This window comes from Streptomyces sp. NPDC058864, from assembly GCF_042742985.1.
Lineage (GTDB): Bacteria > Actinomycetota > Actinomycetes > Streptomycetales > Streptomycetaceae > Actinacidiphila.
In genome coordinates this window covers 81758-107050 of the sequence record NZ_JBHYMQ010000015.1, presented here as the reverse complement: position 1 = coordinate 107050, position 25293 = coordinate 81758, and the positions used below count along the sequence as shown (strand labels likewise).

The 25293-nt window shown below is 73.0% G+C and carries 25 protein-coding genes and 1 riboswitch; of the genes, 5 read left to right on the top strand and 20 right to left on the bottom strand.

From position 1 onward, the window contains the following. The first annotated feature begins 62 nt into the window (after positions 1 to 62). On the top strand, positions 63 to 1967 hold the full coding sequence (locus tag ACFW3D_RS14625) for an AAA family ATPase (RefSeq protein WP_500504481.1): 1905 nt from the start codon (positions 63 to 65) through the stop codon (positions 1965 to 1967). A gap of 60 nt (positions 1968 to 2027) precedes the next feature. Here ACFW3D_RS14625 and ACFW3D_RS14620 read toward each other — a convergent pair whose 3' ends face one another. The 11 genes from ACFW3D_RS14620 to ACFW3D_RS14570 all read right to left on the bottom strand — a co-directional run bounded on the left by ACFW3D_RS14620 (position 2028) and on the right by ACFW3D_RS14570 (position 12341). Continuing rightward, a complete protein-coding gene (locus ACFW3D_RS14620; RefSeq protein ID WP_500504480.1) occupies positions 2028 to 3140 on the bottom strand; it encodes a hemolysin family protein in 1113 nt (370 codons plus the stop codon). Beyond that, positions 3137 to 4477, bottom strand: a complete 1341-nt coding sequence (locus ACFW3D_RS14615; protein WP_500504479.1) for a hemolysin family protein — start codon at positions 4475 to 4477, stop codon at positions 3137 to 3139. Before ACFW3D_RS14615 ends, ACFW3D_RS14620 begins: the two co-directional genes overlap by 4 nt. A gap of 136 nt (positions 4478 to 4613) precedes the next feature. Then, positions 4614 to 5105, bottom strand: a complete 492-nt coding sequence (locus ACFW3D_RS14610; protein ID WP_500504537.1) for a PH domain-containing protein — start codon at positions 5103 to 5105, stop codon at positions 4614 to 4616. Further along, complete coding sequence (gene hisG, locus ACFW3D_RS14605; protein ID WP_500504478.1) at positions 5102 to 5962, bottom strand: ATP phosphoribosyltransferase; 861 nt, start codon at positions 5960 to 5962, stop codon at positions 5102 to 5104. The genes ACFW3D_RS14610 and hisG overlap by 4 nt, the downstream gene beginning before the upstream one ends. Before the next feature lie 84 nt (positions 5963 to 6046). Continuing rightward, entirely contained in the window at positions 6047 to 6319 is a 273-nt protein-coding gene (locus ACFW3D_RS14600; protein ID WP_089227814.1) for a phosphoribosyl-ATP diphosphatase, read from the bottom strand. A 34-nt stretch (positions 6320 to 6353) separates the two neighbouring features. Beyond that, positions 6354 to 6839, bottom strand: a complete 486-nt coding sequence (ribH, locus tag ACFW3D_RS14595; protein WP_499603310.1) for a 6,7-dimethyl-8-ribityllumazine synthase — start codon at positions 6837 to 6839, stop codon at positions 6354 to 6356. Between the two features lie 75 nt (positions 6840 to 6914). After that, a complete protein-coding gene (locus ACFW3D_RS14590) occupies positions 6915 to 8204 on the bottom strand; it encodes a bifunctional 3,4-dihydroxy-2-butanone-4-phosphate synthase/GTP cyclohydrolase II (protein ID WP_500504477.1) in 1290 nt (429 codons plus the stop codon). Continuing rightward, the gene (locus ACFW3D_RS14585) at positions 8201 to 8854 is read right to left on the bottom strand and encodes a nicotinamide mononucleotide transporter family protein (RefSeq protein ID WP_500504476.1); all 654 of its coding nucleotides are present in this window, start codon (positions 8852 to 8854) and stop codon (positions 8201 to 8203) included. The genes ACFW3D_RS14590 and ACFW3D_RS14585 overlap by 4 nt, the downstream gene beginning before the upstream one ends. Continuing rightward, entirely contained in the window at positions 8851 to 9471 is a 621-nt protein-coding gene (locus ACFW3D_RS14580; RefSeq protein ID WP_089227811.1) for a riboflavin synthase, read from the bottom strand. The genes ACFW3D_RS14585 and ACFW3D_RS14580 overlap by 4 nt, the downstream gene beginning before the upstream one ends. A gap of 1 nt (position 9472) precedes the next feature. After that, complete coding sequence (gene ribD / locus ACFW3D_RS14575) at positions 9473 to 10564, bottom strand: bifunctional diaminohydroxyphosphoribosylaminopyrimidine deaminase/5-amino-6-(5-phosphoribosylamino)uracil reductase RibD (protein WP_500504475.1); 1092 nt, start codon at positions 10562 to 10564, stop codon at positions 9473 to 9475. A 172-nt stretch (positions 10565 to 10736) separates the two neighbouring features. Continuing rightward, a riboswitch (FMN riboswitch) is annotated at positions 10737 to 10867 on the bottom strand. A gap of 268 nt (positions 10868 to 11135) precedes the next feature. Beyond that, entirely contained in the window at positions 11136 to 12341 is a 1206-nt protein-coding gene (locus tag ACFW3D_RS14570) for an ROK family transcriptional regulator (RefSeq protein WP_500504474.1), read from the bottom strand. Positions 12342 to 12500: 159 nt separating this feature from the next. Between ACFW3D_RS14570 and ACFW3D_RS14565 the strand changes: the two genes are divergently transcribed. Beyond that, entirely contained in the window at positions 12501 to 13718 is a 1218-nt protein-coding gene (locus tag ACFW3D_RS14565) for an MFS transporter (protein ID WP_500504473.1), read from the top strand. 10 nt (positions 13719 to 13728) lie between these two features. Beyond that, positions 13729 to 14268, top strand: a complete 540-nt coding sequence (locus ACFW3D_RS14560) for a GNAT family N-acetyltransferase (protein WP_500504472.1) — start codon at positions 13729 to 13731, stop codon at positions 14266 to 14268. Between the two features lie 662 nt (positions 14269 to 14930). Here ACFW3D_RS14560 and ACFW3D_RS14555 read toward each other — a convergent pair. Further along, complete coding sequence (locus ACFW3D_RS14555; protein WP_500504536.1) at positions 14931 to 15797, bottom strand: helix-turn-helix transcriptional regulator; 867 nt, start codon at positions 15795 to 15797, stop codon at positions 14931 to 14933. 134 nt (positions 15798 to 15931) lie between these two features. On the opposite strand from ACFW3D_RS14555, the gene ACFW3D_RS14550 reads away from it, so the two are divergent. Together ACFW3D_RS14550 and ACFW3D_RS14545 are read left to right on the top strand one after the other, a co-directional pair. Continuing rightward, on the top strand, positions 15932 to 16795 hold the full coding sequence (locus tag ACFW3D_RS14550) for an NAD-dependent epimerase/dehydratase family protein (protein WP_500504471.1): 864 nt from the start codon (positions 15932 to 15934) through the stop codon (positions 16793 to 16795). A 70-nt stretch (positions 16796 to 16865) separates the two neighbouring features. Continuing rightward, positions 16866 to 17555 (top strand): DUF5995 family protein, encoded by a 690-nt coding sequence (locus tag ACFW3D_RS14545; protein ID WP_500504470.1) that lies wholly within the window; start codon positions 16866 to 16868, stop codon positions 17553 to 17555. A gap of 11 nt (positions 17556 to 17566) precedes the next feature. Here ACFW3D_RS14545 and ACFW3D_RS14540 read toward each other — a convergent pair whose 3' ends face one another. The 8 genes from ACFW3D_RS14540 to rpe form a co-directional block, all read right to left on the bottom strand. Then, entirely contained in the window at positions 17567 to 19273 is a 1707-nt protein-coding gene (locus tag ACFW3D_RS14540) for a flavin monoamine oxidase family protein (RefSeq protein ID WP_500504469.1), read from the bottom strand. Between the two features lie 61 nt (positions 19274 to 19334). After that, complete coding sequence (locus ACFW3D_RS14535; RefSeq protein ID WP_500504468.1) at positions 19335 to 20135, bottom strand: carbon-nitrogen hydrolase family protein; 801 nt, start codon at positions 20133 to 20135, stop codon at positions 19335 to 19337. Positions 20136 to 20321: 186 nt separating this feature from the next. After that, a complete protein-coding gene (locus ACFW3D_RS14530) occupies positions 20322 to 20786 on the bottom strand; it encodes an Lrp/AsnC family transcriptional regulator (protein WP_089227804.1) in 465 nt (154 codons plus the stop codon). 214 nt (positions 20787 to 21000) lie between these two features. Next, on the bottom strand, positions 21001 to 22449 hold the full coding sequence (locus tag ACFW3D_RS14525; protein WP_500504467.1) for a GuaB1 family IMP dehydrogenase-related protein: 1449 nt from the start codon (positions 22447 to 22449) through the stop codon (positions 21001 to 21003). 46 nt (positions 22450 to 22495) lie between these two features. Next, complete coding sequence (locus ACFW3D_RS14520; RefSeq protein ID WP_500504466.1) at positions 22496 to 22813, bottom strand: barstar family protein; 318 nt, start codon at positions 22811 to 22813, stop codon at positions 22496 to 22498. After that, positions 22810 to 23202, bottom strand: coding sequence for a guanyl-specific ribonuclease (locus ACFW3D_RS14515; protein WP_500504465.1), 393 nt, complete (start codon positions 23200 to 23202; stop codon positions 22810 to 22812). The genes ACFW3D_RS14520 and ACFW3D_RS14515 overlap by 4 nt, the downstream gene beginning before the upstream one ends. Before the next feature lie 66 nt (positions 23203 to 23268). Then, entirely contained in the window at positions 23269 to 24312 is a 1044-nt protein-coding gene (locus ACFW3D_RS14510; RefSeq protein WP_500504464.1) for a sugar-binding transcriptional regulator, read from the bottom strand. Positions 24313 to 24389: 77 nt separating this feature from the next. Next, positions 24390 to 25055 (bottom strand): ribulose-phosphate 3-epimerase, encoded by a 666-nt coding sequence (rpe, locus tag ACFW3D_RS14505; protein WP_500504463.1) that lies wholly within the window; start codon positions 25053 to 25055, stop codon positions 24390 to 24392. Positions 25056 to 25293: the final 238 nt, after the last annotated feature.

Below are 25293 nucleotides of genomic sequence, written 5' to 3'. Positions count from 1 at the left end.
CGTAACCTGGTTGGAGCGGCGTAAGGCGGGCGGCACCGGGGGGAACGGCTGGTGGGGACCTGATGGACTTCGGCACAGAGCATTCGGGCGCCCCCGCCGATCTCGCCTGGGTACGGGCCGTGGAGGCCTACACCATGGGCGCCTACACCCAGGCCGAGGAGGAGTTCCGCGCCGCGGTCCGCCTCGACCCCGGCATGGCGGACGCCTGGCTCGGGCTGCACGCGCTGCGGGCCGACACCTCCACCGCGCTGCTGCAGATGCACCGGCACCGCGATCGCTTCGGCGAGCAGCGCAGCGCGCACCGCCGCTCGATGAACTCCTGGTACTGGCTGGGCTGGTGGGTCCAGCCGGTGCTGGAGACCCGCCGCGACCTGCTGCTCGCGCACGCCTCGCACTGGCTCGACGGCCGCCACATCGCGGAGCTGGACCGGGCCCTTGCCGAGTGCCCGCCGATCGACACCGATCCGCACGTCCGCTTCCTGCACGCCTGCCGGGCCTATCTGGTCAAGGACTGGGACCAGTTGGTGCGGAACACCGAACCGCTCCTCGGCGACCAGGTACTGGGCATCGAGGCCGGGCTGTTCGGCGGCATGGCCCGGGTCCGGCTGGAGCTGTACGGGCAGGCCGAGCCCCTGCTGTCGACGGCGCTGATGCGCTGCCGCAGCGAGCAGCCGCAGCGCAAGGAGCTCCGCTACTGGCTGGCCCGCGCCTACGAGGGCACCGGCCGCACCGCCGCCGCGCTCCCCCTGTACCAGGCGGTACACCGCATCGACCCGGCGTTCATGGACACCGCCGCGCGGCTCGCCGCCATCGACGAGTCCGACGGCCTCACCGACGGGACGGCCGACCTCGCCCCGGTCACCCTGCTGGGCTACGGCCAGACCGGGCCCGAGACGCTGCCGCCCGACCCCGATCCGCTGGACGCCAGGGCCGGGGCGGCCGCCATGCCGGGCGGCCTCGGCGCGGGTTCCATCCTGGACGACCCGCTGGGCGCGGTCGGCCCGATCGACGACGACATCCGGGAGAAGGCGATCCCGCCGGTCTCCGCCGTCCTGCCGCAGGTCCCGGTCACGGCACCGGACCCGGTGCTGCTCTCCCAGGCGCTGGCCGAACTCGACCGCATGGTGGGCCTGGAGCCCGTCAAGCGCCAGGTGCGGGCGCTGTCCGCACAGTTGCGGATGGCACGGCTGCGGTCGGGGCAGGGCCTGCCGGTGCAGCCGCCCAAGCGGCACTTCGTCTTCTCGGGGCCGTCGGGCACCGGCAAGACGACGGTGGCGCGCATCCTCGGCCGGGTCTTCTACGCCCTCGGCCTGCTGGGCGGCGACCATCTGGTCGAGGCGCAACGCGCGGACCTCGTGGGCGAGTTCCTGGGCCAGACGGCCGTCAAGGCCAACGAGCTGATCGACTCCGCACTCGGCGGGGTGCTCTTCGTCGACGAGGCGTACGCGCTGTCCAACTCCGGCTACAGCAAGGGCGACGCCTACGGCGACGAGGCACTTCAGGTCCTGCTCAAGCGCGCCGAGGACAACCGCGACCGCCTGGTCGTCATCCTCGCCGGCTACCCCGAGGGCATGGACCGCCTGCTGGCGGCCAACCCCGGCCTCGGCTCGCGCTTCACCACCCGGGTCGACTTCCCCAGCTACCGGCCGCACGAGCTGACCAGCATCGGCGAGGTCCTGGCGGCAGACAACGGGGACCGCTGGGACGACGAGGCCCTGGAGGAGCTGCTCGCCATCAGCGGCCACGTCGTCGACCAGGGCTGGATCGACGAGCTGGGCAACGGCCGCTTCCTGCGCACCCTGTACGAGAAGAGCTGCGCCTACCGCGACCTGCGGCTGTCCGGCTACGCGGGACAGCCTTCCCGGGACGACCTGTGCACGCTGCGGCTGCCCGACCTCATGCAGGCCTACGGCGAGGTGCTGTCGGGCCGCGGCCCCGGACTGCCGCCGCCCGAGCCCCTGGAGTGAACGACGCGAGAGGGGCCCGGGCACCTGCGGCCCGGACCCCACTCGCACGGGTTCGCCGTGTCAGCTCGCCATCACGCGCGGCGACCGGGCGACCTCGCCGGCCTCCTCGCCGGCCGGGGCGGCGACCGTCGCCGCGGGCTCCGGGACCTCCCGGTGCGCCGGATCGCGGACCTCGCCGACCAGCATCTCCAGCACGTCCTCCAGCGCGACCAGCCCCAGCACGCGACCGGCGGAGTCCGCGACCGCCGCCAGGTGCGACGCGGCCCGCCGCATCTGGGTGAGCGCGTCGTCCAGCGGCAGCTCCGCACGGAGGGTGGCCATCGGCCGCCACAGCCGCGCCGGGACGGGCCGGCCGGTGTCCTCCAGGTCGAGGACGTCCTTGACGTGGAGGTAGCCGAGGTAGGCGCCCTCCGGTCCGGCCACCGGGAAGCGCGAGTAACCGGTGCGCACGGTCAGCTCCTCGACCTCGGCGGGGGTGACGGACGCGTCGACCGTCACCAGCTCCTCCGGGGACAGCAGGACGTCCGTGACCGGGCGGGTCCCCAGTTCCAGCGCGTCCTCCAGCCGCTCCTGGGCGTCGTCGTCGAGGAGTCCGGCCTGCCGGGCGTCCTCGACGAGCACGGTCAGCTCCTCGCTGGTGAAGACCGCGTCGATCTCGTCCTTGGGCTCGACCCGGAACAGCCGGAGCACGAGCTTGGCGCACCAGCCGAGCACCGCGATGACCGGCCGGAACAGACGTGCGAAGCCGACCAGTCCGGGGCTGAGCCACAGCGCGGTCTTCTCGGGCGCGGCCATCGCCAGGTTCTTGGGGACCATCTCGCCGATGACCAGGTGCAGGAAGACCACGACGGCAAGGGCGATGACGTAGCCGAGGGGGTGGATCAGCCCCTCGGGCAGGTGGATCGCCTCGAAGGCCGGCTCCAGCAGGTGGGCGACGGTCGGCTCGGCGACCGCACCCAGCGTCAGGGAGCAGACGGTGATGCCGAACTGGGCCGCCGCCATCATCTGCGGCAGGTTCTCCAGTCCGTGCAGGACCGTACGGGCCCTGCGCTGCGTGCCGGCGAGCGGCTCGATCTGGCTGCGCCGTACGGAGACCAGGGCGAACTCGGCGCCGACGAAGAAGCCGTTGCCCAGCACCAGCAGGCCGGCGAAGAACAGCTGCAGGAAGCTCATCGCTCGCCCTCCTGCCCGTCCTCGGGTTCCTCGAACCCGACGCGTACCAGGCGAACCCTTTCGGCACGGTGGTGCGCGACCTCGCGCACCCGCAGCTCCCAGCCGGGAAGCACCGCGGTGTCCCCGGGCTCGGGAATGCGTTCGAGGAGGTCGGCGACGAGGCCGGCCACCGTCTCGTACGGCCCCTCGGGGGCCTCGAGCCCTATGCGCTCCAGCAGGTCGACACGGCAGCCGCCGTCGGCGTCCCAGGCCGGGTTGCCGTTCTCCGCGGGGACGGCCGCCAGCTCGGGCAGGTCGGCGCTGTCGTGCTCGTCGCGCACCTCGCCGACGAGTTCCTCGACGATGTCCTCCAGGGTCACGACGCCTGCGGTGCCGCCGTACTCGTCGACGACCACGGCGATCGGCTGCTCGCGGCGCAGCTGCTCCAGGAGCGGCTGCACCGGCAGCGTCTCCGGGACGAGCAGCGGGGCGACCGTGACCCTGCCGACCGGTGTGCGGTCGCGCAGGTGGGCCGGGACGGCGAGGGCGTCCTTCAGGCTCGCCATGCCGACGATGTCGTCCAGCCGCTCCCGGTAGACCGGGAAGCGGGACAGCCCGGTGGCCCGGGTCAGGTTGAGGACGTCGGCGGCGGTGGCGGTGTCCTGCAGGGCGCTGACGCGCACCCGGGGGGTCATCACGTTCTCCGCGGTGAGGTCGCCCAGGGAGATGGTGCGGACGAAGAGGTCCGCGGTGTCCTGCTCCAGGGCCCCGGCACGGGCGGAATGACGGGCCAGCGAGACCAGCTCGGTGGGGGTCCGCGCGGAGGCCAGCTCCTCGGCGGGCTCCACGCCCAGCGTCCGCACCAGGCGGTTCGCGGCGGCGTTGAGGGCCTCGATGACGGGCCGGAACACGGCGGAGAAGGCCCGCTGAGGACCGGCCACGAACCGGGCCACCTCCAGCGGACGGGACACCGCCCAGTTCTTCGGTACGAGCTCGCCGATGACCATCTGGACGGCCGAGGCGAGGATCATGCCGATCACGACGGCGACCGCGGGCGCCGCGCCCTCGGGTACGCCCACCGAGGTGAGCGGTCCGGCGAACAGGTCGGCGAGGGCGGGCTCGGCCAGCATGCCGACCACCAGCGAGGTGATCGTGATGCCGAGCTGGGTGCCGGAGAGCTGGAAGGACAGCTTGCGCAGCGCCTCCACGACGCTGCGGGCCCTGCGGTCACCCTCGGCGGCGGCGCGCTCAGCGGCCGGGCGTTCGACGGTCACCAGGCCGAACTCGGCGGCGACGAAGAAGCCGTTCGCGAGGATCAGGACGAAGGCTGCCGCGAGCAGCAGCAACGGGGCGCTCATGCCGCCGCTCCCATATGTCGGGGGGGAGAGGCGGCGCAGGTACTACCGGACGATCCGTCCATCGGGGATTGGGTGTCACTCCTCGGGTCGTTGCGAAGGTTCCAGGGTAATGAAGAAACGGGCCGGGGCGGCAGGTCTAGTGCGCCGTCGGCTTGCCGGTACCGTACGCCTCCGCGAGGGCCCGCAGGGCCCGCGCGTCGCGCAACGCGCGGGCGCGTCCGATCCCGGGCTGGATCCCCATGGCCGCCAGGCTGGTGCCGTCCGCCAGGTCGAGGTGGACCCACGGGTCGCCGACGCGCAGGTTCACCCGGAGGACCTGCGCCCATTCCAGCCGGCGCCGGGTCGTCAGGTTGACGACGGTCACACCGTCGCGGTCGGCGGTCACCCGGGGGCGGCTGAGCAGCGCGAGCACCCCGGCGACCAGCAGTCCGGTGAGCACGATCCAGATCCGGTCCGAGGTGTGCCAGGGCCGTGCGCCGTCCGCGGGAAGCAGGACGGCGATCACGACGAAGGCCGTGAGCAGCCCGGCACCCAGGCCGAGCAGCACCGCGCGGGTGCGGGCGGGCCGGAAGGTGACGGGCAGCCCGGGGAGCTCGGCGGGCACGGTGGACGGGGTGCGCGAGGTCACAGACGGCACGCGTGGATCCCGGTGGTGAGGATCGCCCGGGCGCCGAGGTCGTACAGCTCGTCCATGATCCGCTGGGCCTCGCGGCTGGGCACCATGGCGCGGACGGCGACCCAGCCCTCGTGGTGCAGGGGGGAGACCGTGGGCGACTCGAGGCCGGGGGTGAGGGCGATGGCCCGCTCGACGTGCTCGACGCGGATGTCGTAGTCCATCATCACGTAGCGGCGGGCCACCAGGACGCCCTGCAGACGGCGCAGGAACTGCTGCACCTTCGGCTCGGCCGCCGCGTCCTCGCCGCCGGTGCCGGCCCGGCGGATGACCACGGCCTCGGAGTCGAGGATCGACTCCCCGATGACCTCCAGGCCGGCGTTGCGCAGCGAGGTGCCCGTCTCGACGACGTCGGCGATGACGTCCGCCACGCCGAGGTGGATCGAGGTCTCGACGGCGCCGTCGAGGCGGACGACGGAGGCCTCCACCGCGTTGTCCGCGAGGTGCTTCCTGACGATCTCCGGGTAGGAGGTGGCGACCGTCTTCCCGCCGAACTCCTTCACGTCGCTCACGCCGCCGGGGGTGGTGGCGTAGCGGAAGGTGGAGCGGGCGAAGCCGAGCTGCAGGATCTCCTCGGCGTTGGCACCGGAGTCCAGCAGCAGGTCGCGGCCGGTGATGCCGATGTCGAGACGGCCCGAGCCGACGTAGATGGCGATGTCCCGCGGGCGCAGGTAGAAGAACTCGACGTCGTTCTCGCCGTCGACGAGGACGAGTTCCTTGGAGTCCTTGCGCTGGCGGTAGCCGGCCTCATGCAGCATCGCCGACGCAGGTCCGGACAGTGAACCCTTGTTGGGGACGGCGATGCGCAGCATGGAGACGTTCCTTCGTATCTCGGGATGTGGGTGGGAGGGGGCGTGGGGCGGCGCGCGGGGTGGGGCCGGCCGGTGATGATCCGCTCAGAGATGAGCGTATACGTCGTCGAGGGCGATGCCCCGGGCGACCATCATCACCTGCAGGTGGTAGAGCAGCTGGGAGATCTCCTCCGCGGTGCGGTCGGCGCCCTCGTACTCGGCTGCCATCCACACCTCGGCGGCCTCCTCGACCACCTTCTTGCCGATCGCGTGCACTCCCTTGCCGACCAGTTCGGCGGTGCGGGAAGTGCTGGGGTCGCCGGTGGCGGCCTTGTGCTGGAGCTCGGCGAAGAGCTCCTCGAATGTCTTCTTGGCCATGATGGTCCCCACCCTACGCGGAAGTGCCCCTACCTCAGCGCCACGGCTCGGATACTGAACGCAGGACGGTCGCGGTGGCGATCGCGGCGGTGACGGCCTCGTGCCCCTTGTCCTCGTTCGAGCCGGGCAGTCCGGCGCGGTCCAGGGCCTGCTCCTCGGTGTCGCAGGTGAGCACGCCGAAGCCGATCGGCACGCCGGTGTCGACCGACACCTGGGTCAGGCCCTGGGTGACGCCCTGGCAGACGTACTCAAAGTGCGGTGTGCCGCCGCGGATGACGACGCCGAGGGCGACGACCGCGTCGTAGCCGCGGCTGGCCAGCACCTTGGCGGCGACCGGCAGTTCGAAGCTGCCCGGCACGCGCAGCAGGGTGGGCTCGTCGATGCCCAGGTCGCTCAGCGCGCGCAGCGCGCCGTCGACCAGCCCGCCCATCACCTGCTCGTGCCACTGGGCCGCGATCACGGCCACACGCAGGTCACCGCAGTTCTTCACGGTCAGCTCGGGGGCGCCCTTACCGCTCACGTCGGTCTTCTCCTTGCTCGTTCTTGTTCTGGTGGTTCGGATGGTGCGGGGTGTCGTGGTGCTTCTTCGGGGGACCTACTGGCCGGCGCAGGCGCCGGTGGGGGCCGGGTCCAGCCAGGGCAGGTCGTGGCCCATGCGGTCCCGCTTGGTGCGCAGGTACCGCAGGTTGTGCTCGCCGGCCGCCATCGGCATGGCGACGCGTTCGACGACCTTGAGGCCGTGCCGCTCCAGGGCGTCGGTCTTGTCGGGGTTGTTGGTCATCAGGCGCAGGGAGCGCACGCCGAGGTCGTCGAGCATCTGCGCGGCGGCGCCGTAGTCGCGGGCGTCGGCGGGCAGTCCCAGTTCCAGGTTGGCGTCGAGCGTGTCACGGCCGCGCTCCTGCAGTTCGTACGCGCGCAGCTTGGACATCAGGCCGATGCCGCGGCCCTCGTGGCCGCGCAGGTAGACCACGACGCCCCGGCCCTCGGCCGCCACCTTTTCGAGTGAGGCCTGCAGCTGCGGTCCGCAGTCGCAGCGCAGCGAGTGGAAGACGTCCCCGGTGAGGCACTCGGAGTGGACGCGGACGAGTACGTCCTCGCCGTCACCGATCTCGCCGGCCGCGAGCGCGATGTGCTCGACGCCGTCGACGGTGCTGCGGTAGCCGTAGGCGCGGAAGTCGCCGAAGGCGGTGGGCAGCCGGGTCTCGGCCTCCCGGCGCACGGTCGGCTCCGAGGTGCGGCGGTGGGCGACCAGGTCCTCGATGGAGATGATGGCGAGGCCGTGCTTGCGGGCGAAGTGGACGAGTTCCGGGAGGCGGGCCATCGTGCCGTCCTCGTTGGCGATCTCCACGATGGCCGCGGCCGGGCGCAGCCCGGCGAGCCGGGCCAGGTCGACGCCCGCCTCGGTGTGGCCATTGCGGGTCAGCACACCGCCGGACTTGGCGCGCAGCGGGAAGACGTGGCCGGGCCGGACGAAGTCGCCGGCGGTGGAACCGCCCGAGGCCAGCAGCCGGATGGTGGTCGCCCGGTCGGCGGCGGAGATTCCGGTGGTGACGCCGTGGGCGCCGCTCGCGTCGACGGAGACGGTGAACGCGGTCTGCATGGACTCGGTGTTGGAGTCCACCATCTGCGGCAGGTCGAGCCGGTCCAGGTCGTGCTCCTCCATGGGCACGCAGATCAGACCACGGCACTCGGTCATCATGAAGGCGACGATCTCCGGGGTGGCCTTCTCCGCCGCGATGATGAGGTCGCCCTCGTTCTCGCGGTTCTCGTCGTCCACGACGACGACGGGCCGGCCGGCCGCTATGTCGGCGATCGCCCGCTCGACGGGGTCGAGGACGATCGGGGCGTCCTCCGCCACGTAGAGGGAGTGCAGTGCGGTGGTCATGCGGCCGCTCCTTCCGGGACGGGCCCGCCGTGCCGCGGGACCCGGGTCTGCTGCCACCAGGCGTACAAGCCGGCGATCACGAGAACGAAGTAGATGACGTACACGAGCGCGGAGAACTTCAGGTCGCTGTTCCAGGCGAGCGGGACGCCGACCGCGTCGACGGCGAGCCAGGCGAACCAGAACTCGACCCAGCCCCTGGCCATGGCCACCATCGCGGCGACGGTGCCGACGAAGATGTAGGCGTCCGGCCAGGGGTTCCAGGACAGCGACGGGTAGAGGGTGAAGAGGCCGACGACCCCGAACAGTCCGGCAGCCGTACCGGCGACCAGCACGCCCCGCTCACGCCAGGTGGCGAAGCGGACCCGGATCTCGCCGCCGTCCCGGACGCCGCGGCGCCACTGGAACCAGCCCCACACGGCGACGCCGATCACCAGCAGCTGCTTGCCGACGCCGCCGGTGAGCTGCGCCGACCAGTACGCGGCGACCAGCACCGCGCCGGACAGCAGCTGGACCGGCCAGGCCCACACCGAGCGGCGCCAGCCGAGCGCGAGCCCGGCGAGACCGAGGCCGTTGCCGACCACGTCGGTCCACTTGAAGTGCTCACCGAAGGCGGAGAAGGCGACACTGTTCAGGGTGTCGAGGGCGCTCATTCCGCCGGAGCCCCCTTCGGCGCGCCGGCCCGCTCCCCGTACAGCCGCTCGACGTACTTGGCGATCACGTCGACCTCCAGGTTCACCGGGTCGCCGGGCTGCTTGAAGCCGAGCGTGGTGAGGGCGAGGGTGGTCGGGATCAGGCTGACGGAGAAGAAGTCGGGGCCGGCCTCGACGACGGTGAGGCTGATGCCGTCGACGGTGATCGAGCCCTTCTCGACGACGTAGCGGGACAGCTCCGCCGGGAGCGAGACCTTCACGATCTCCCAGTGCTCGGCGGGGGTGCGGGAGATGACCGCGCCGGTGCCGTCCACGTGGCCCTGGACGAGGTGGCCGCCGAGGCGGCCGCCGAGCGCCATGGGACGCTCCAGGTTGACCCGGCTGCCGGGCTGCAGCGCTCCGAGGCTGGAGCGCTTGAGGGTCTCGGCCATCACGTCGGCGGTGAACTCGCCGTCCGCGGTGTCGACGACGGTGAGGCACACCCCGTTGACCGCGATCGAGTCGCCGTGCTTGGCGCCCTCGGTGACGACCGGACCACGCAGACGAAAGCGGGAGGCGTCGCCCAGGTCCTCGACGGCGACGAGGTCGCCCAGCTCTTCGACGATTCCGGTGAACACGTCAGTTCTCCTCAGTGCGGCTCGGGTAGGCAGTAATACGCAGGTCGGGGCCGATGCGTTCGATCTCGGCGACGTCGAGCCGCAACGCGTGGGCGATGGTGGTGATTCCCGCGTCCCCCAGGGCCGCGGGTCCGGCCCCCAGGAGGGCCGGTGCGAGGTAGCCGACGACCTTGTCGACGGCCCCGGCGGCGACGAAGGCGCCGGCGAGGGTCGGGCCGCCCTCCAGCAGCACGGAGCGGACGCCGCGGCCGTACAGCTCGGCGAGCAGACCGGGGACCGAGACACCGCTGCCGGTGCGGGGCAGGCGGGCCACGTCGACGCCCGGCAGATGCGCGGTGTCGGTGTCCTCGGCGACCGCGACCAGGGTCGGGGCGGTGCCGTCCAGCACCCGGGCGCCGGGGGTGATCTTGGCGTTGGTGTCGACGACGACCCGCAGGGGCTGCGTGAAGGTGCCCTCCACGCCGCGCACGGCGAGGTGGGGGTCGTCGGCGCGCAGGGTGCCGGAGCCGACGACGACGGCGTCGGACTCGGCGCGCAGCCGGTGCACGTCGGCTCGGGAGGCGGCTGAGCTGATCCAGCGGCTGGTGCCGTCGGCGGCGGCGATGCGCCCGTCGAGGGTGCTCGCGTACTTCCACAGCACGAAGGGCCGCTGCTCGCGGGAGGCGGTGAGCCACACTTCGTTGCCGCGCGCGGCCTCGGCCTCCAGGAGCCCGCTCTCCACGTCGGTCCCGGCCGCCGCCAGCGTGGCGCCGCCGCCGGTCGCCGCGGGGGTCGGGTCCGCGACCGCGTAGACGACGCGGGAGACGCCGGCGGCGATGAGGGCCTGGGCGCAGGGACCGGTGCGACCGGTGTGGTTGCAGGGCTCGAGGGTGACCACGGCGGTGCCGCCGCGGGCGGCGTCGCCGGCCGCGCGCAGGGCGTGGACCTCCGCGTGGGGGCCGCCGGCCTGCTGGTGCCAGCCCTCGCCGGCGATCTCGCCGTCCGCGTCGAGGATCACGGCGCCGACGACGGGGTTGGGGCTCGTCGAGCCCAGGCCGCGCGCGGCGAGCTCAATGGCCCGGCGCATCGCGTCGGCTTCACCGGGTGTTGCCACCGGGTCCTCCTGCCTCATAGGGCACGGACTCCGGGGCTGTGCGGAACACAGAGCGGACATCAGGCTCGGGGACCACCGCGGCCGGTTGGGGCGGCACCCGTCCGTGTCACCCGTTGTCCGGGGGGACACGCACCCGCGCTGCCGCCGACGGCGGTGTACCGATGCCCGTCCGCCGCGCACTGCCTCCCATCCGGACTTTAACCGTCGGTCCAGGAATTTCACCTGGTCAACCGGCCGCTGGATGCGGACGGGTCGCGGACTGTAACCGCCGGTTCGGATTTTCACCGACCCCGGAGTGCGCTGAACGTCACTGGTACTGCCCCACCAGTCTGCCATGAACGTTCCTTGCGGACGCAAGGGATTGCTGTGGATTGGCTCACACGGGTTCGGTCCGCCGGTGCGGGCCCCGCGCGCCGTCATCGCGAATTCCGGCCAACAGCGCCCAGGTGAGCTGCCGTTGACGCCCGAGCGGACCGCGTGCGCGATGCGGCGTCACGCGGACGGTCGGGCCGCGTGCCGGGACCCGTGAACGTCCGGCGGTGAAAGGGCGGTTGTCCGGACGTGCCGCGCGTCACACCTCGGGGGTGAACAGGGCGTCCTGCGCGGCGTCCATCGCAGAGAGCACCGCGCCGCGCAGCACCGCGCTGCCCACGACGGTGCCCGCCCGCACCTGGGTCGGCAGCGGGGACATCCGCGCGAGCCGTTCCTCGACCCGGGCGGCCAGGTCCGCGCCGCCCGCCCGCCCCACCTCGCCACCCAGGACGACGCAGCCGGGGTCGAGGACGGCAGTGACGGCGGCCACCCCGATCACCACCCGGTCGGCCAGCGCGTCGAGGAAGAGTTCGCCCTGCTTGCCGCCCGCCCGGGCGGTCGTCACCACCGCCTCCGCCGCCTCGGCGTCGTCCTCGCCGGACACCGGCATCCCGTGCGAGCGCGCCAGCGCGCACACCGCCGCGCTGCCCGCCAGCGAGTGGAAACCGCCCTCGCACCCGCTCGCCGTCGGCAGTTGGAAGGTCCCCGGCACCGGCAGGAAGCCGATCTCCCCCGTGCCGCCCGAGGCGCCGCGCCGCAGCACCCCGCCCAGCACCACAGCGGCGCCCACCCCGTGGCCCAGCCACAGCAGGACGAAGTCCTCGCGGTCGCGCACCGAGCCCAGGCGCCGCTCGGCGACGGCCGCGAGGTTCACCTCGTTCTCCAGCAGCACCGGCAGGGACAGCCGCCTGCGCAGTTCGGCGACGAGCGCCGAGTGCCAGGCCGGCAGCTGCCCCGTGGCACGCAGTTCGCCGGTGGCCGGGTCGACCAGACCGGGCGCGCCAACCGCGATGGTGTGCAGCGCCCCGGCACCGGCGGTGCGCGCGGTCCGCTCCAGCAGCGCCACCGAGCGCCGCACCGTGCGCTGCGGATCGCCGAACGGGTCGACGGGCAGGACGGCGCTGCCGATGGCGTTCCCCAGCAGGTCGGCCACCTCGATGGCCACGCTGTGGGTGCGGACGTCGAAGGCGGCCAGCTGCGCCCGGTCGGCGACGATCCCGTACACCCGCGCGTTGGGGCCGCGGCGGTCCGCTCCCGTCTCGCCGACCACCGCGATCAGCCCGGACTCCTGCAGCCGCTCGACAAGGTCGGCGACGCTCGGACGGGACAGCCCGGTCAGGGACTTGAGCTGGGCCGCCGTCAACGGCCCCTCGCGCTGCAGCAGTTCCAGCGCCAGCCGGTCGTTGATCGCCCGGGCCGTGCGGGGTGACGCGGTGCGCCCGGCGTGGGATCGGATGGCGGTCATGGACGGATCCTTCCAGAAGCCGTCGCGCGGGTGCGAGAGCGGGCGGGAGCGGGGCCGGCCGTGGACCGTGGCCGAAGGCAGTCTATCTTTCAGGAAACCTGCCTGATAATTTATGCCGAGAGCCGGGGCGGGACCAGACTGGGAGGGAACATGCCGACGATGCCGACGACCCCGACGGGGAAGACCGATCCGAGACTGCGGCGCGCCCACCTCGCCGTCGCAGCGGTGTTCGCCGTGCACGGCGCGGTGACCGGCAGCTTCGCCACCCGAGTGCCCTGGATCCAGGAGCACGCCGGACTCAGCGCCGGCCAACTCGGCTTCGCCCTGGTCTTCGCGGCCCTCGGCGCCTCCGTCGCCATGCCGCTCGCCGCCCGCGTCGCCCACCGCATGGGCATGCGCAACGCGCTGCGCCTCCTGCTGGGCCTGTGGTGCGCCTCACTCGCGCTGCCCGCCCTCGCACCGGGACTGGGCTGGCTGTGCGGGGCGATGTTCGTCTACGGGGCCTCGGCCGGCATGGCCGACGTCGTCATGAACGCCCAGGGCGTCGAGGTCGAGGAGCGCCTCGGCCGCTCGATCATGTCCGGGCTGCACGGCATGTGGAGCGCCGGCACGCTGCTCGGCTCCCTCTTCGGCGTCCTCGCCGCCCACGCCGAACTCGACGCGCGCGTCCACCTCGCCATCGGTGCCGCCCTGCTCGTCGTGCTGGGCCTGGTGGCCTGCGCCGGCGTGCTCGACCTGCGGCCGTCCGCGACGGAGGAAGCCCCCGCGCGCTTCGCCCTGCCGCCGCGCGCCGCCCTGGTCATCGGCGCCATCGGCTTCTGCGCCGTCTTCGCCGAGGGCGCCAGCATGGACTGGAGCGCGGTCTACCTCCGCGACATCGCCGGCGCCTCCCCCGGCGTCGCGGCCGCCTCCTACACCGCCTTCGCCTGCACCATGGCCGTGTCCCGCCTCCTGGGCGACCTCGTCGTGCGCCGCTTCGGCCCGGTCCGCACCGTACGCTTCGGCGGCCTGCTCGCCACGGTGGGCGGTGTCCTCGTCGCCACGGCGGCCAACCAGATCACCGCCATCGCGGGCTTCGCCCTCATCGGCGTGGGCATCGCCGTCGTCGTCCCGCTGTGCTTCGCGGCGGCCGGGCGCAGCGGACCCAACCCGAGCCAGGCCATCGCGGGCGTCGCGACGGTCACCTACACCTCCGGGCTGGTGGCACCCGCCGCCATCGGCTCCATCGCGCAGGCCAGTTCCCTGCAGATCTCCTTCGGCCTCGTCACGGTGCTGGCCGCGGCCCTCGCCGTCGGCGCGGGCGTGCTCCGCAGCGCGGGCACGGTCTCCGTGGAGCACGACCGCAAACCCGTGGCGGCGGCGACCCCGCAGGCCTAGCGTGCCGCCCATGCGGATCTTCCTGGAGACCGGGCGGCTGCGGTTGCGGCACTTCACCGACTCCGACGCGGACGCCGGACTGCTCGTCGCGCTCGACAGCGACCCCGAGGTCATGCGCTACCTCGGCAACGGCCGCCCGACGCCGTCGGACGTCATCCGGCACGACGTGCTGCCCCGCTTCGCGCGCTCCCAGGTCTGGGCCGCGGAGGAACTCTCCACCGGGCACTTCGTCGGCTGGTTCGCCCTCACCCCCCGCCCCGGCGGCCCCGCCGACGACCTCGAACTCGGGTACCGCCTGCGACGCGCCGCCTGGGGCCGCGGCTACGCCACGGAGGGCTCCCGCGCCCTGGTCCGCAAGGCCTTCACCGACCTCGGTGCGCGGCGCGTCTACGCGGAGACGATGTCCGTCAACGCGCGCTCGCGGCGGGTCATGGAGAAGGCGGGGCTCTCGTTCGTGCGGGTCTTCCACGAGGAGTGGGACGAGGCGTTGCCGGGGGCGGAACACGGGGAGGTCGAATACGCCCTGACCCGCGACGAGTGGACCCACTAGCGATTCCCGGGGCCGCCTGCGTGTGTGCGGGTGCGTTGTGGTTTCGGTGCGGTTTTTTCCCCGCCCGCCCTCCCGTGGCCCCGGGACGGTTGGTGCGGGTCGGCGCCCGGTTTCCTTAGTGGGCCGGGGGCGGGGCCTCCGGGGTGGGCATTCTGTACCGCATATTTATGTGCATGGCGGGCAATCCGAATGGGCGCCGCTCTGCCGCACAACAAATACACGTCAGCGTCCAGAACGCCCACCCCTCCGACCCCACCCCCTCCGCATCGTCGGCGACCAACGCCCGGTGGGGGGTGATGAAGCAGTCCGGGTGACCCCGGATTGCCTCCTCACCGACCCGGCCCAAGGACGGGGGAGGGCAGGCGGTCGGCTAACGGCCGGTGGGGGGATGAAGCGGTCCGGGGTGACCCCGGATTGCCTCTTCACCCCCCTCCGGCCGTCATGCGCCCACTCAACAGGAGGGGGTGTGGCGGGGTGCGCCCGGAAGCGACGAGCGGCGGACCCGGGACGGAATGTTCCGGCGAATCCGCGAGCGCTGAGGACGTGCGCCGGCGCGCCACCGACCCACAGCCGGACAGAGCGCAGACCCGCACTGACCGACCGGGGCAACGGGAGGGCGGGCGGGAAAAAGAACCCCACCCGCAACCACAACCCACCCGCACTCAACCCCGCACCGCAAGATCCTGCAGGCCCACAACCCGAAGCAGCCTCAACCGCTCGTACGACTCGCTCCCCGGCCGCGCCGTGTAAACGATCAACCCCTGCCCATGCTCCGCACTGAGCAACACCTCGCACTCCAGCTCCATCAGCCCCACCACCGGATGCTGGAACCGCTTCACGTCCGCGCGCCGCACGGCGACCACGTGCTCGTCCCAGAGCGACGCGAACTCCGCGCTCCTGCCCCGCAGCTCCCCCACCAGCGCCGCCGCACGCGCGTCCTCCGGCCGGGCGGCCAGCACCGCGCGCAGGTGGGCGACGTGCCGCCGGGCGTGCTCCGCCCGGTCCCCCGGAGGGAACAGCTCGCGCGCCGCCGGGTCGAGGAAGAAGCGGCGGACGAGGTTGCGCTCCCCCGGCGGCCGGGAGGCGGCGTCGCCGACGAGCGCGGCGGCCATCGCGTTCTGCGCGAGGACGTCGCCCGTGTCGCTGACGACCTGGGCCGGGGTGTCGTCGAGCCGGTCGAGGACCAGCAGCAGTCCGGGCCGTACGTGGCCCGGGGAGCCGCCCGGGCCACCGGTGTCACGGACGTCACGGGGCGGTTCCTCGCCGGCCAGGTGGAAGAGGTGGTCCCGTTCGTCCTCGGAAAGGCGCAGCGCCCGTGCGAGCGATCCGAGGATCTGCCGGGAGGGCCGGGGGCCGCGTGCCTGCTCGAGCCGGGTGTAGTAGTCCGCGGACATCCCCGCGAGCTGGGCGACCTCCTCGCGGCGCAGCCCGGGGGTGCGCCGCCGGGTGCCCACGGCCAGGCCCACGTCGGAGGGGGCGAGGCGGGCACGGCTGCGGCGCAGGAAGTCGGCGAGCTGCGCGCGGTTGATGTCCATGTTTCAAGCATCTCGCCGGTCCCGGACCTTATCCAGGGAGTGTCGGTCCCCGGATGCGGAGGTCTCTCCCGCGCTGCAGGGGCCGGCCGCAACCTGGTCGCCTGAAGACGAGGAGAGGGGACCGAGGGATGCTGACGCTGGTGACGGGGGCGACCGGTCGGGTCGGCAGCCGCTTCGTGCCGAGGCTGCTGCAGTGGCTCCGCCCGGGTGAGGAGGTGCGGGTGCTCGTGCGGGACGCGGAGCGGGGCGAGGGGTTCGCCCGGCTGGGGGCGCGGGTCGCGACCGGGGACCTGCGGGACGAGGAGGACGTGCGCAAGGCCCTGGCGGGCGTGGACGCGGTCGTCCACCTGGCGGCGGCGTTCCGGGACACCGCCGCCGAGGGCACCCGGTCGGTGAACCGCGATGCGACGCTCACCCTGGCACGGGCCGCCGCGGGGGCCGGGGCCGCCCGTTTCGTGCAGGCGAGCACGAACCTGGTGTACGGCGCGGGCCGGGGCCGTCCGCTGGTGGAGGACGATCCGAGCGTGCCGGGCGGCCCGATGTGGGGCGCTTACCCCGCGTCGAAGGCGGAGGCCGAGCGGGGGCTGCTGGAGCTCCACTGCGAGCTGGGCCTGGACGTCCGCATCGGCCGGCTGGCCTTCGTGTACGGCGACGGCGATCCGCACCTGGCGCAGTCCCTGCGCTGGGCGGGCGGCTGGGCTGCGCACCAGCGGCTGCAGATGGTGCACCACGCGGATGTGGCCCAGGGCCTGCTGCGGCTGCTGCGGGCACCCGGTATCGGGGGCCGGATCTACAACATCGCCGACGACGCGCCGGTGTCGGCGGTGGAGCTGCACTGGTTGAACGGCGTGGAGGTCCCCGGCGGCATGGCGGAGCGCGCGTCGGCCGATCCTTGGGACGGCGTGGTGTCGAACCTGCGCATCCGGGAGGAGTTGGGGTTCCGCCCGCAGTATCCGTCGGTGTGGACGGCCCGCGACGCGGGCGCGCTCTGACTCACCCGATCCGGGGACGGCACGGCCGCCGTGCCGCACACACCGCCCGACCTGCTGGGACGCTGTGCGCATGACGACGGCACGGCGGCCGGCCCCGGTGGGCGTGGGCCAGGTGGTGGCGCGCATGCGCGCGCTCGGCTCGGCACTCCCGCCGCGGGACGGGGTGGCCGTGTTCAACCGCGTCTACCTGTCGGTGACGGAGGAACTGGACGGACGTCTGGCGGCGGGCGGCTTCGGTGATCCCACCGCCGCCGCCGTGCTGGCCGCCCGCTTCGCCGCCCGTTACCTGCGGGCGGTCGACGGCGCGCCCGACGACCGTGCCGTCCCGGCCTGCTGGCGTCCGCTGCTGCAGTTGCGCGGGCACCGCGGCATCCGCCCACTGCAGTTCGCGCTGGCCGGGATCAACGCGCACGTGGGGCACGACCTGGCGCTCGCGGTGGTGGACACCTGCGCGGCGTTGGAGTGCGAACCGCCGTCCCTGGAGCGGGACTTCGACCACGTGGGGGATCTGCTGACGTCGGTGGAGGAACGCGTCAGGGAGGAGCTGATGCCGGGCCCCGACCTGCTGGACCTCGCCGACCCGCTGACCCATCTCGCCGGTTCGTGGAGCCTGGAACGCGCACGGGACGCGGCGTGGGCCGCGTCCCGCGTGCTGTGGTCCCTGCGCGGACTGCCCGAGGTGTACGAGGAGTTCGCGGAGAAGCTCGACGCGGGCGTCGGGCTGGTCGGGCGCTTCCTGCTGACCCCGCTGGGCCGCTGAGGGGCGGCGGGTCAGTCCTCGTCGAGCGCGACCGGCGCGATCTCGTCGTAGAGGTCGCCCGGGCCCGGGTTGGTCGGGTCGGTGGCGCCGCCGAACTGGTGCATGACGCCCCACACGGCGTTGAGCGCGGTCTGGACGGCGCCTTCGGCCCAGCCCGCGGTCCAGGAGATGTCGTCGCCCGCGAGGTAGATGCCGCGCTTGTCCTCGGGGAGGGTGTCCTGCATGAAGTGGGTGAACAGGCGCCGCTGGTAGCGGTAGTGGCCGGGCAGGTTCGCCTTGAACGCGCCCATGAAGTAGGGCTCGTTCTCCCAGGACACGGTCACCGGGTTGCCGATGATGTGCCGGCGGATGTCGACCTTCGGGTAGATCTCGCCGAGCGACTTGAGCATGACCTCCATGCGCTCGGACGCGCTCAGCGGCAGCCACTTGAGGCTGTCGTCGCACCACGTGTACGACAGGCAGATCACGGCCGGCTCGTCGGGGCCGTTGTCCAGCAGGTAGGTGCCGCGGGTCATGCGGTCGGTGAGCGTCATGCTCATCACGTCACGGCCGGTCTGCTCGTCCTTGTCCAGCCAGAACGGACGGTCGACCGGGACGAAGAGCTTGCTGGACTCCATGTAGTGGGTGCGCTCGATCGCCGTCCAGTGGTCGATCGGGAAGAGCGAGTCGTCGCAGTCGATCTTGCTGAGCAGCATCCAGCTCTGCGCGGTGAAGATCGCGGCGCGGTAGGTGCGGATGTCGCCGTCGGCGTCGGTGACGGTGATCCGGTTGCCCGCCGTGCGGTGCAGCCGGGTCACGGCCGGGCGGGGGTCGCCGCCGTGCAGGGACTTCAGCGAGGTGCCGTGCGGCCAGTGGACGATCTTGCCCGGCTCGCGCTCCCACAGCCGCAGCGGGAGCTGCTGGCTGCCGCCGACGATACCGCGGTGGTGGTCGTCGGCCTCGGTGTAGACGACGCGCAGGATCTCCAGGATGGAGTTGGGGAAGTCGGTGTCCCATCCGCCGGTGCCGAAGCCGACCTGTCCGAAGATCTCGCGGTGCCGGAAGGACTTGAACGCCTCGGAGTCGCAGAGGAAGCCGTAGAAGGTCTGGTTGTCGAGCTTCTCGACGAGCTTCGCCCAGATCTCGCGGATGCGCGGGACGTCGCGCTCGCGCATGGCGCGGTTCATGTCGGAGAAGTCCGCGCCCTCCTCCAGGCAGGCGTTCCAGGCGTGCGCGACGTCGCGGTAGACCTGGGGCAGGTCGTCGATGGTCTCGGCGTAGTGGGACTCGCCCTTGAGGTCGACGACGGTCGACGGGGTCTCGGGGGCGAGCGGGTTGGGGAACGGCCTGGTCTCCAGGCCCACCAGGTCGATGTAGTGCTGCAGGGCGGTGGAGGACGGCGGGAAGCGCATCGCGCCCATCTCCGCGGTCAGGTTCTCGTCGCAGCCCTCGAAGCCGACGGTGCGCAGCCGGCCGCCGATCCGGTCGGCCTCGTACACGACGGGCCGGAGGCCCATCTTCATCAGCTCGTACGCGGCGACGACGCCCGACAGGCCGCCGCCGATGACGGCGACCTCGGCGCCGTGGTCGGTCGCCGGTATGGAGCCGAGGCCCGCGGGACTCGCCAGGAAGTCGTCGTACGCGTACGGGAAGTCCGGGCCGAACATGGTGATCGGCGGCGCCGACCGCACCTCGGGGTGCTGCTCGTCGTGGACCGCGGTGGGCACCGTGGACGTCATGGCGTGGTTCTCCTGGCTGTGAAGCGGTGATGCGGGGCGGTGACGGGGGGAGGGATCGGGATCAGCCCAGCGAGCGGTAGAGCTCGGGGCGGCGGTCCTCGAGGTAGGGGGTGTCCTCGCGGACGGCGCGCAGGAGCTCCGGGTCGGCGTCGGCGACGACCAGCTCCTCGGTGGCTCCGGCCCGGGCGCGCACGGCGCCGTCGGGTCCGGCGAGGCAGCTCTGTCCCGCGAAGTCGAAGGCGCCCTCGGGGCCGCAGCGGTTGGCGTAGGCGATGTGCAGCTGGCTCTCGTACGCGCGGGCCGGCACCAGGGTCTGCGGGACGAACTCGTAGGGGCGCATCAGCGCCGTGGGCACGGCGAGCAGTTCGGTGCCGGCGAGGGCATGGGCCCGCACGGTCTCCGGGAACTCGACGTCGTAGCAGATGAGGAGGCCGATCCGGACGCCGTCGAGCTCGGCCTGGACGACGGCGTCGTCGCCGGGGGTGAACCAGGTGCGCTCGAAGTCGCCGAAGAGGTGGGTCTTGCGGTAGTTGGCCAGGCGCTCGCCGGCCGGGCCGATCAGCTGGGCGGAGTTGAAGACGCCGCGGCCGTCGCGCTCGGGGTAGCCGTAGACGATGCCGAGGCCGTGCTCGGCGGCGATCCGGGCGACCCGGGCAGCGGCGGGACCGTCGGCCGTCTCGGCGAGGCCCGGGACCGCGTCGCCGAGGGCGTAGCCGGTGAGGTACATCTCGGACGTGACGAGCAGGCGGGCTCCCGCGGCGGACGCGCGGCGTGCGGCGGCGTCGAGCGCGGCCAGGCTGTCGTCCACCGAGGAGGGGACGCCGCTCGGGCCTTGGTACAGCGCGGTGCGCAGCGGCGCCATGGAGCCTCTTTCGCCTGGTGGGAAGCGTGTTCCGGGTCTGCCTCGACGGTACGATTCCGGGCCTCGCGGCGACAAGACGCGTCTGTTGCGCACCGACCGCCGATTCGTTGCGCGAGGGGGCCCGGCGGCGGAGATTCGTTGCGCGGGGGCGCTCGGCCGGCCCTTGCCCGGTGGGCGTACCCCCGGTCACCCCTCCGGCTGGTCCGGCGCTCCCGAGTAGCGGCGCAGCAGCGGCGACAGCACCAGGACGGACTTGGTGCGCTCGACGAAGGGCTCCCCGGCGATCCGCTCCAGGACACGTTCGAAGTGGCGCACGTCGGCGGCGTAGATCTGGACGACGGCGTCCGCCTCACCGGTGACGGTCGAGGCGGACGCCACCTCCGGGTAGCGCGACAGGCCGCGCCTGATGTCCTCGGGCGAGGTGTTGTGCCGGCAGTACAGCTCGACGAACGCCTCGGTCTCCCAGCCCAGCGCGGAGGGTTCGACGCGGACGGTGAAGCCCGTGATGGCGCCCTCCGCCAGCAGCCGGTCGACCCGGCGCTTGACGGCGGGGGCGGAGAGCCCGACGAGGGCGCCGATGTCGGCGAAGGAGCGGCGGGCGTCCTCGGCGAGGGCGTGGACGATGCGTTCGTCGAGTTCGTTCAGTCGCACTGGGGGTGGGTCACTTCTCTTCGCGAGCGAGCTGGGAACGGCGCATGCCGTTCGCTCCGTACGCGCAACAGACTACGAGGCCGATCGCCGTCCCTCCCGCCGAGCACTCCCGGGTGATCGTGTCGGGGCGGCAGTCCGTTCCCGCGCGGCGCCGTCCTCGCGCCCGGGCGCCCCGCCCGCTGCCGCGGAGGGGGCGCCCGGGCGGGGTGGCCGGCTACTGCCAGCTGGCGTGCAGCGGCTTGCCCTCGGCGTACCCGGCCGCGCTCTGGATGCCGACGACGGCCTTGTCGGCGAACTCGGCGAGGTTGGCCGCCCCGGCGTAGGTGCAGGAGCTGCGGACGCCCGCGATGATCGAGTCGATCAGGTCCTCCACACCCGGGCGGTCCGGGTCGAGGAACATCCGCGAGGTGGAGATGCCCTCCTCGAACAGCCCCTTGCGGGCGCGGTCGTACGCGGACTCCTCGCTGGTGCGGTTGGCCACGGCGCGGGCGGAGGCCATGCCGAAGCTCTCCTTGTACGGCCGGCCGTCGGCGGTCTGCTGCAGGTCGCCGGGCGACTCGAAGGTGCCCGCGAACCAGGAGCCGATCATGACGTTGGACGCGCCGGCGGCGAGCGCCATGGCGACGTCGCGCGGGTGCCGGACGCCGCCGTCGGCCCAGACGTGCTTGCCGTGCCGGGCGGCCTCGGCGGCGCACTCCAGGACGGCGGAGAACTGGGGCCGGCCCACGCCGGTCATCATGCGGGTGGTGCACATCGCGCCGGGGCCCACGCCGACCTTGACGATGTCGGCACCGGCCTCGATCAGGTCGCGGACGCCCTCGGCGGAGACGACGTTGCCGGCCACGACCGGCACCTGCGGGTCCAGGGCACGGACGGCCTTCACGGCCTGGATCATGCTCTCCTGATGGCCGTGGGCGGTGTCGACGACGAGGGTGTCCACACCCGCGTCGAGCAGCTGCTTGGCCTTGCCCGCGACGTCGCCGTTGATGCCGACGGCGGCCGCGATGCGCAGCTGCCCGCCGGCGTCGGTGGCCGGGGTGTACAGGGTGGCGCGCAGCGCCGCCTTGCGGGTGAGGATGCCCACCAGCCTGCCGTCCGCGTCCACGGCGGGGGCCAGCTTGCGGTTGGCGTCCTCCAGGCGGTTGAAGGCCTCGCGCGGGTCGATGTCCGCGGGCAGCAGCAGGAGGTCCTTGGACATCACCACGGAGACCTGGGTGAAGCGGTCGACCCCGGTGAGGTCGTGCTCGGTGACGATGCCGACCGGTCGGCCGTCCTCGACGACGACGGCGGCGCCGTGCGCCCGCTTGGGCAGCAGCGCGAGGGCGTCGGCGACGGTGGCGTGCGGGCCGAGCACGATCGGGGTGTCGAGCACGAGGTGCCGCTGCTTCACCCAGGTGATCACGTCGGTGACCACCTCGATCGGGATGTCCTGGGGGATGACGACCAGCCCTCCGCGCCGGGCGACGGTCTCGGCCATGCGGCGGCCGGCGATGGCGGTCATGTTGGCGACCACGAGCGGGATGGTGGTGCCGGTGCCGTCGGGGGCGGAGAGGTCGACCGCTTGGCGGGAACCCACCGCCGAGCGGCTGGGGACCATGAACACGTCGTCGTACGTCAGGTCGTACGGAGGCTTTGCATCATTGAGGAAACGCACGTACTTCATTTTTGCACGGTCGGAGCCGGAAGGAACACGGAGGAAACTCCGGTGCTCACGAAGGGTTGCTCGTAGCTTCCTCCAAGACGACCTCGAAGCGGAGCCCGGCGGGATCGTGGAAGGCGGCGGCGTCCGCGAGGACCCGGCGGGCGGTCTCCCACTCCCCCGGCTCGGCGTGCGCGTACTCCTGCCACCCGCGGACGACCAGGCGCAGGCCGCCCTGCGCGGGGTCCGGCAGGTCGGTGAGGCAGTCGTAGAGCGCGTCCCAGTTGCGGCCGAACCAGTGGGGCAGCCTCAACTGCTCGGCGCTGCGGTCCATGAACGCGCTCTTGGTGGTGACCCCGTGGAGGTCCAGCACCGCCGTTGCCGTCATCTGCGGACCGCCCTGAAGGTCTTGTAGTGGTCGTCGGTGTAGTAGATCTCGCCGCCCGCTCCCGTGACGATGCGGCGGGCGCCGCGGTCCGGCGCACCCGGGGTCGGCACGGTGTACTCGTGGTAGTAGTCGCTCGGGCGTGACGGCAGGTTGCCCTCGAAGTTGTGGAAGACGGTGCCGTCCTTCGCGTACGGGAAGGGGCCGCCCGCGTCGATCAGGCGGAGCGTCTCCCGGGCCTCGGCGGGCAGGGTGCCGGCGGCCACCGTGGGCACCGGTTCCGCCGGCGATGTACCGGCCGACGGCAGCGAACAGCCGGTGAGCAGCAGCGCCAGAGCGCCCAGGAGAGCGACGGTGATCGCGAGGAGGCGGCGGGCGGGCCCGGTCGGCATGCGGTGATGCTGTCACAGCCGGGGGCACCGGCCGCGCACGGCACGCGCGGCGACGGCGCCGGGGCCTTACGCGCCCGGGGCCGCCTCGGGGTCGGCGCGGTCGAGGGCGGGACGCGGCATGGGCGCGGTGGATTCCAGCAGGTAGTCGGCGGCGGCGGTGTCCGTGACGATGCTGGTGACCAGACCGGAGCGGAGCACGGCGTCGACCGCGGCGGCCTTGCGCAGGCCGCCCGCGATGGCGAGGACCTCGGGGATGCGGCGCAGCCGGTCCGCCTCGATGGTGATGCAGCGCTCGCCCAGGTCGCGGCCGACCAGCCGCCCCTCGGCGTCGAAGAGGTGCGAGGACATCTCCGCGGCGACGCCGAGGGAGGCGTAGTGCTCGCGCTCGGCCTCGGTCAGGGCGTCGTGGACGGTGGAGATGCCGGCCGCCCAGGAACCGATGGACACCACGGCCACGGTGACCTTGTCGAAGTAGCTCATGGCCGCCGCGATGCCGCTCTGGGCGCGCAGTGCCGCCGCCGTCGCCGGGTCGGGCAGCACCATCGGGGCGTACATGGGGTGGGCCTCGCCGCCGGAGACGGCCGCGGCGGTGCGGACCGCCTCGACCGAGCCGCGGTCGGCGGTGCCCGCGTCGTACACGCCGGTGAGCTGGACGACCGTGCACGGCGGCAGCCGGTCGAGGGCGTTGGCCATGGTGATGATGGAGCGTCCCCAGGCGAGGCCGAGCACGTCGCCCTCGTTGACCAGCTCGCCGAGCAGCTGCGCGGCGACCGCGCCCAGGTTCTCCGGGTCGGGGCCGTCGGTCTCGTCGGCGGGCGACTCGACGACGACGGCGTGCCGCAGGCCGTAGCGGGCCCGCAGGGCGTCGGAGCGTTCGGCGTCGAGTTCCGCCGGGACCCTGATCTCGATGCGCACGAGGTCACGTTCGAGGGCGGTCTCCAGGACCCGGGCCACCTTGAAGCGGCTCACGCCGAACTCCTCGGCGATCTGGATCTTGGACTTTCCCTCCAAGTAGAAGCGGCGAGCCATCGCCGCCGCCTGGACCATCTCGCCGGGGCCCATGCGCACCCCGGTGCGGCCTGTGGTCACGTTCTCTCCCCAGTTGCCCATCTGATCGGCTCCGCGCTCATCCTCGCACGTACTCCGGAGTACCGGGGTACGGTGCCCACGGAGTGGGCAGTGCGCGGTCAGTGCGCGCAGGCGGCCGCCGCCTGCTTGCGCAGCCCCCGTACCGCCTCGGCCGGGTCCTCGGCTCCGTAGACGGCGGAACCGGCCACGAAGACGTCCGCGCCGGCCTCGGCGCAGCGCTCGATGGTGGAGGCCGAGACACCCCCGTCGACCTGCAGCCACAGGTCCAGCCCGTGCTTGTCGATCAGCTTCCGGGCGCGGCGGATCTTGGGCAGCATGATGTCGAGGAAGGCCTGACCGCCGAAGCCCGGCTCCACGGTCATGATCAGCAGCATGTCGAGCTCGGGCAGCAGGTCCTCGTAGGGCTCGACGGGCGTGGCCGGCCGGAGCGCCATCGAGGCCCGCGCGCCCTTGGCGCGGATCTCCCGGGCGAGGCGCACGGGAGCGGCGGCCGCCTCCACGTGGAAGGTGACCGAGCCCGCGCCCGCCTCGACGTAGGCCGGGGCCCAGCGATCCGGGTCGGCGATCATCAGGTGGCAGTCGAGCGGGGTCTCCGTCGCCTTGTGGAGCGACTCCACGACCGGCACGCCGAGCGTCAGGTTGGGGACGAAGTGATTGTCCATCACGTCGACGTGGAGCCAGTCCGCGCCCTCGACGGCCCGCGCCTCGTCGGCGAGGCGCGCGAAGTCGGCGGAGAGGATACTGGGGTTGATCTGCACGGCCATGTGTCCAGTATGGCGGTGCCCGGCCCCTCCCCGCGCACCGGGCGGACGCCTGTGGAAAACCACCCCCGCACGGCCCTTGCCCCGCACGCAGGTACGTGAGCCCCGGCCCCGGACAGCGGTGTCCCCCCGCGCCCCGGGGGGGCCGGAAACCCGGCACGGGGGGTGTGACGCGGTGGGGCGGCTGCGGTGGGTGGGGGCCGTGTGAGTCGGGGGGGGCGGCGTGTGGGCAACCTTGGTA

What these genes read in the sequence shown, in the direction of transcription:
- ACFW3D_RS14525 (WP_500504467.1), bottom strand. Translation starts at nt 22,449, where the DNA reads ATGAAGTACGTGCGTTTCCTCAATGATGCAAAGCCTCCGTACGACCTG.
- hisG (WP_500504478.1), bottom strand. Translation starts at nt 5,962, where the DNA reads ATGCTGCGCATCGCCGTCCCCAACAAGGGTTCACTGTCCGGACCTGCG.
- ACFW3D_RS14540 (WP_500504469.1), bottom strand. Translation starts at nt 19,273, where the DNA reads ATGACGTCCACGGTGCCCACCGCGGTCCACGACGAGCAGCACCCCGAG.
- ACFW3D_RS14520 (WP_500504466.1), bottom strand. Translation starts at nt 22,813, where the DNA reads ATGACGGCAACGGCGGTGCTGGACCTCCACGGGGTCACCACCAAGAGC.
- ACFW3D_RS14550 (WP_500504471.1), top strand. Translation starts at nt 15,932, where the DNA reads ATGCTGACGCTGGTGACGGGGGCGACCGGTCGGGTCGGCAGCCGCTTC.
- ACFW3D_RS14535 (WP_500504468.1), bottom strand. Translation starts at nt 20,135, where the DNA reads ATGGCGCCGCTGCGCACCGCGCTGTACCAAGGCCCGAGCGGCGTCCCC.
- ACFW3D_RS14620 (WP_500504480.1), bottom strand. Translation starts at nt 3,140, where the DNA reads ATGAGCTTCCTGCAGCTGTTCTTCGCCGGCCTGCTGGTGCTGGGCAAC.
- ACFW3D_RS14625 (WP_500504481.1), top strand. Translation starts at nt 63, where the DNA reads ATGGACTTCGGCACAGAGCATTCGGGCGCCCCCGCCGATCTCGCCTGG.
- ACFW3D_RS14615 (WP_500504479.1), bottom strand. Translation starts at nt 4,477, where the DNA reads ATGAGCGCCCCGTTGCTGCTGCTCGCGGCAGCCTTCGTCCTGATCCTC.
- ACFW3D_RS14510 (WP_500504464.1), bottom strand. Translation starts at nt 24,312, where the DNA reads ATGGGCAACTGGGGAGAGAACGTGACCACAGGCCGCACCGGGGTGCGC.
- ACFW3D_RS14565 (WP_500504473.1), top strand. Translation starts at nt 12,501, where the DNA reads ATGCCGACGACCCCGACGGGGAAGACCGATCCGAGACTGCGGCGCGCC.
- ACFW3D_RS14545 (WP_500504470.1), top strand. Translation starts at nt 16,866, where the DNA reads ATGACGACGGCACGGCGGCCGGCCCCGGTGGGCGTGGGCCAGGTGGTG.
- ACFW3D_RS14585 (WP_500504476.1), bottom strand. Translation starts at nt 8,854, where the DNA reads ATGAGCGCCCTCGACACCCTGAACAGTGTCGCCTTCTCCGCCTTCGGT.
- ACFW3D_RS14560 (WP_500504472.1), top strand. Translation starts at nt 13,729, where the DNA reads ATGCGGATCTTCCTGGAGACCGGGCGGCTGCGGTTGCGGCACTTCACC.
- ACFW3D_RS14515 (WP_500504465.1), bottom strand. Translation starts at nt 23,202, where the DNA reads ATGCCGACCGGGCCCGCCCGCCGCCTCCTCGCGATCACCGTCGCTCTC.
- ACFW3D_RS14570 (WP_500504474.1), bottom strand. Translation starts at nt 12,341, where the DNA reads ATGACCGCCATCCGATCCCACGCCGGGCGCACCGCGTCACCCCGCACG.
- ACFW3D_RS14600 (WP_089227814.1), bottom strand. Translation starts at nt 6,319, where the DNA reads ATGGCCAAGAAGACATTCGAGGAGCTCTTCGCCGAGCTCCAGCACAAG.
- ACFW3D_RS14590 (WP_500504477.1), bottom strand. Translation starts at nt 8,204, where the DNA reads ATGACCACCGCACTGCACTCCCTCTACGTGGCGGAGGACGCCCCGATC.
- rpe (WP_500504463.1), bottom strand. Translation starts at nt 25,055, where the DNA reads ATGGCCGTGCAGATCAACCCCAGTATCCTCTCCGCCGACTTCGCGCGC.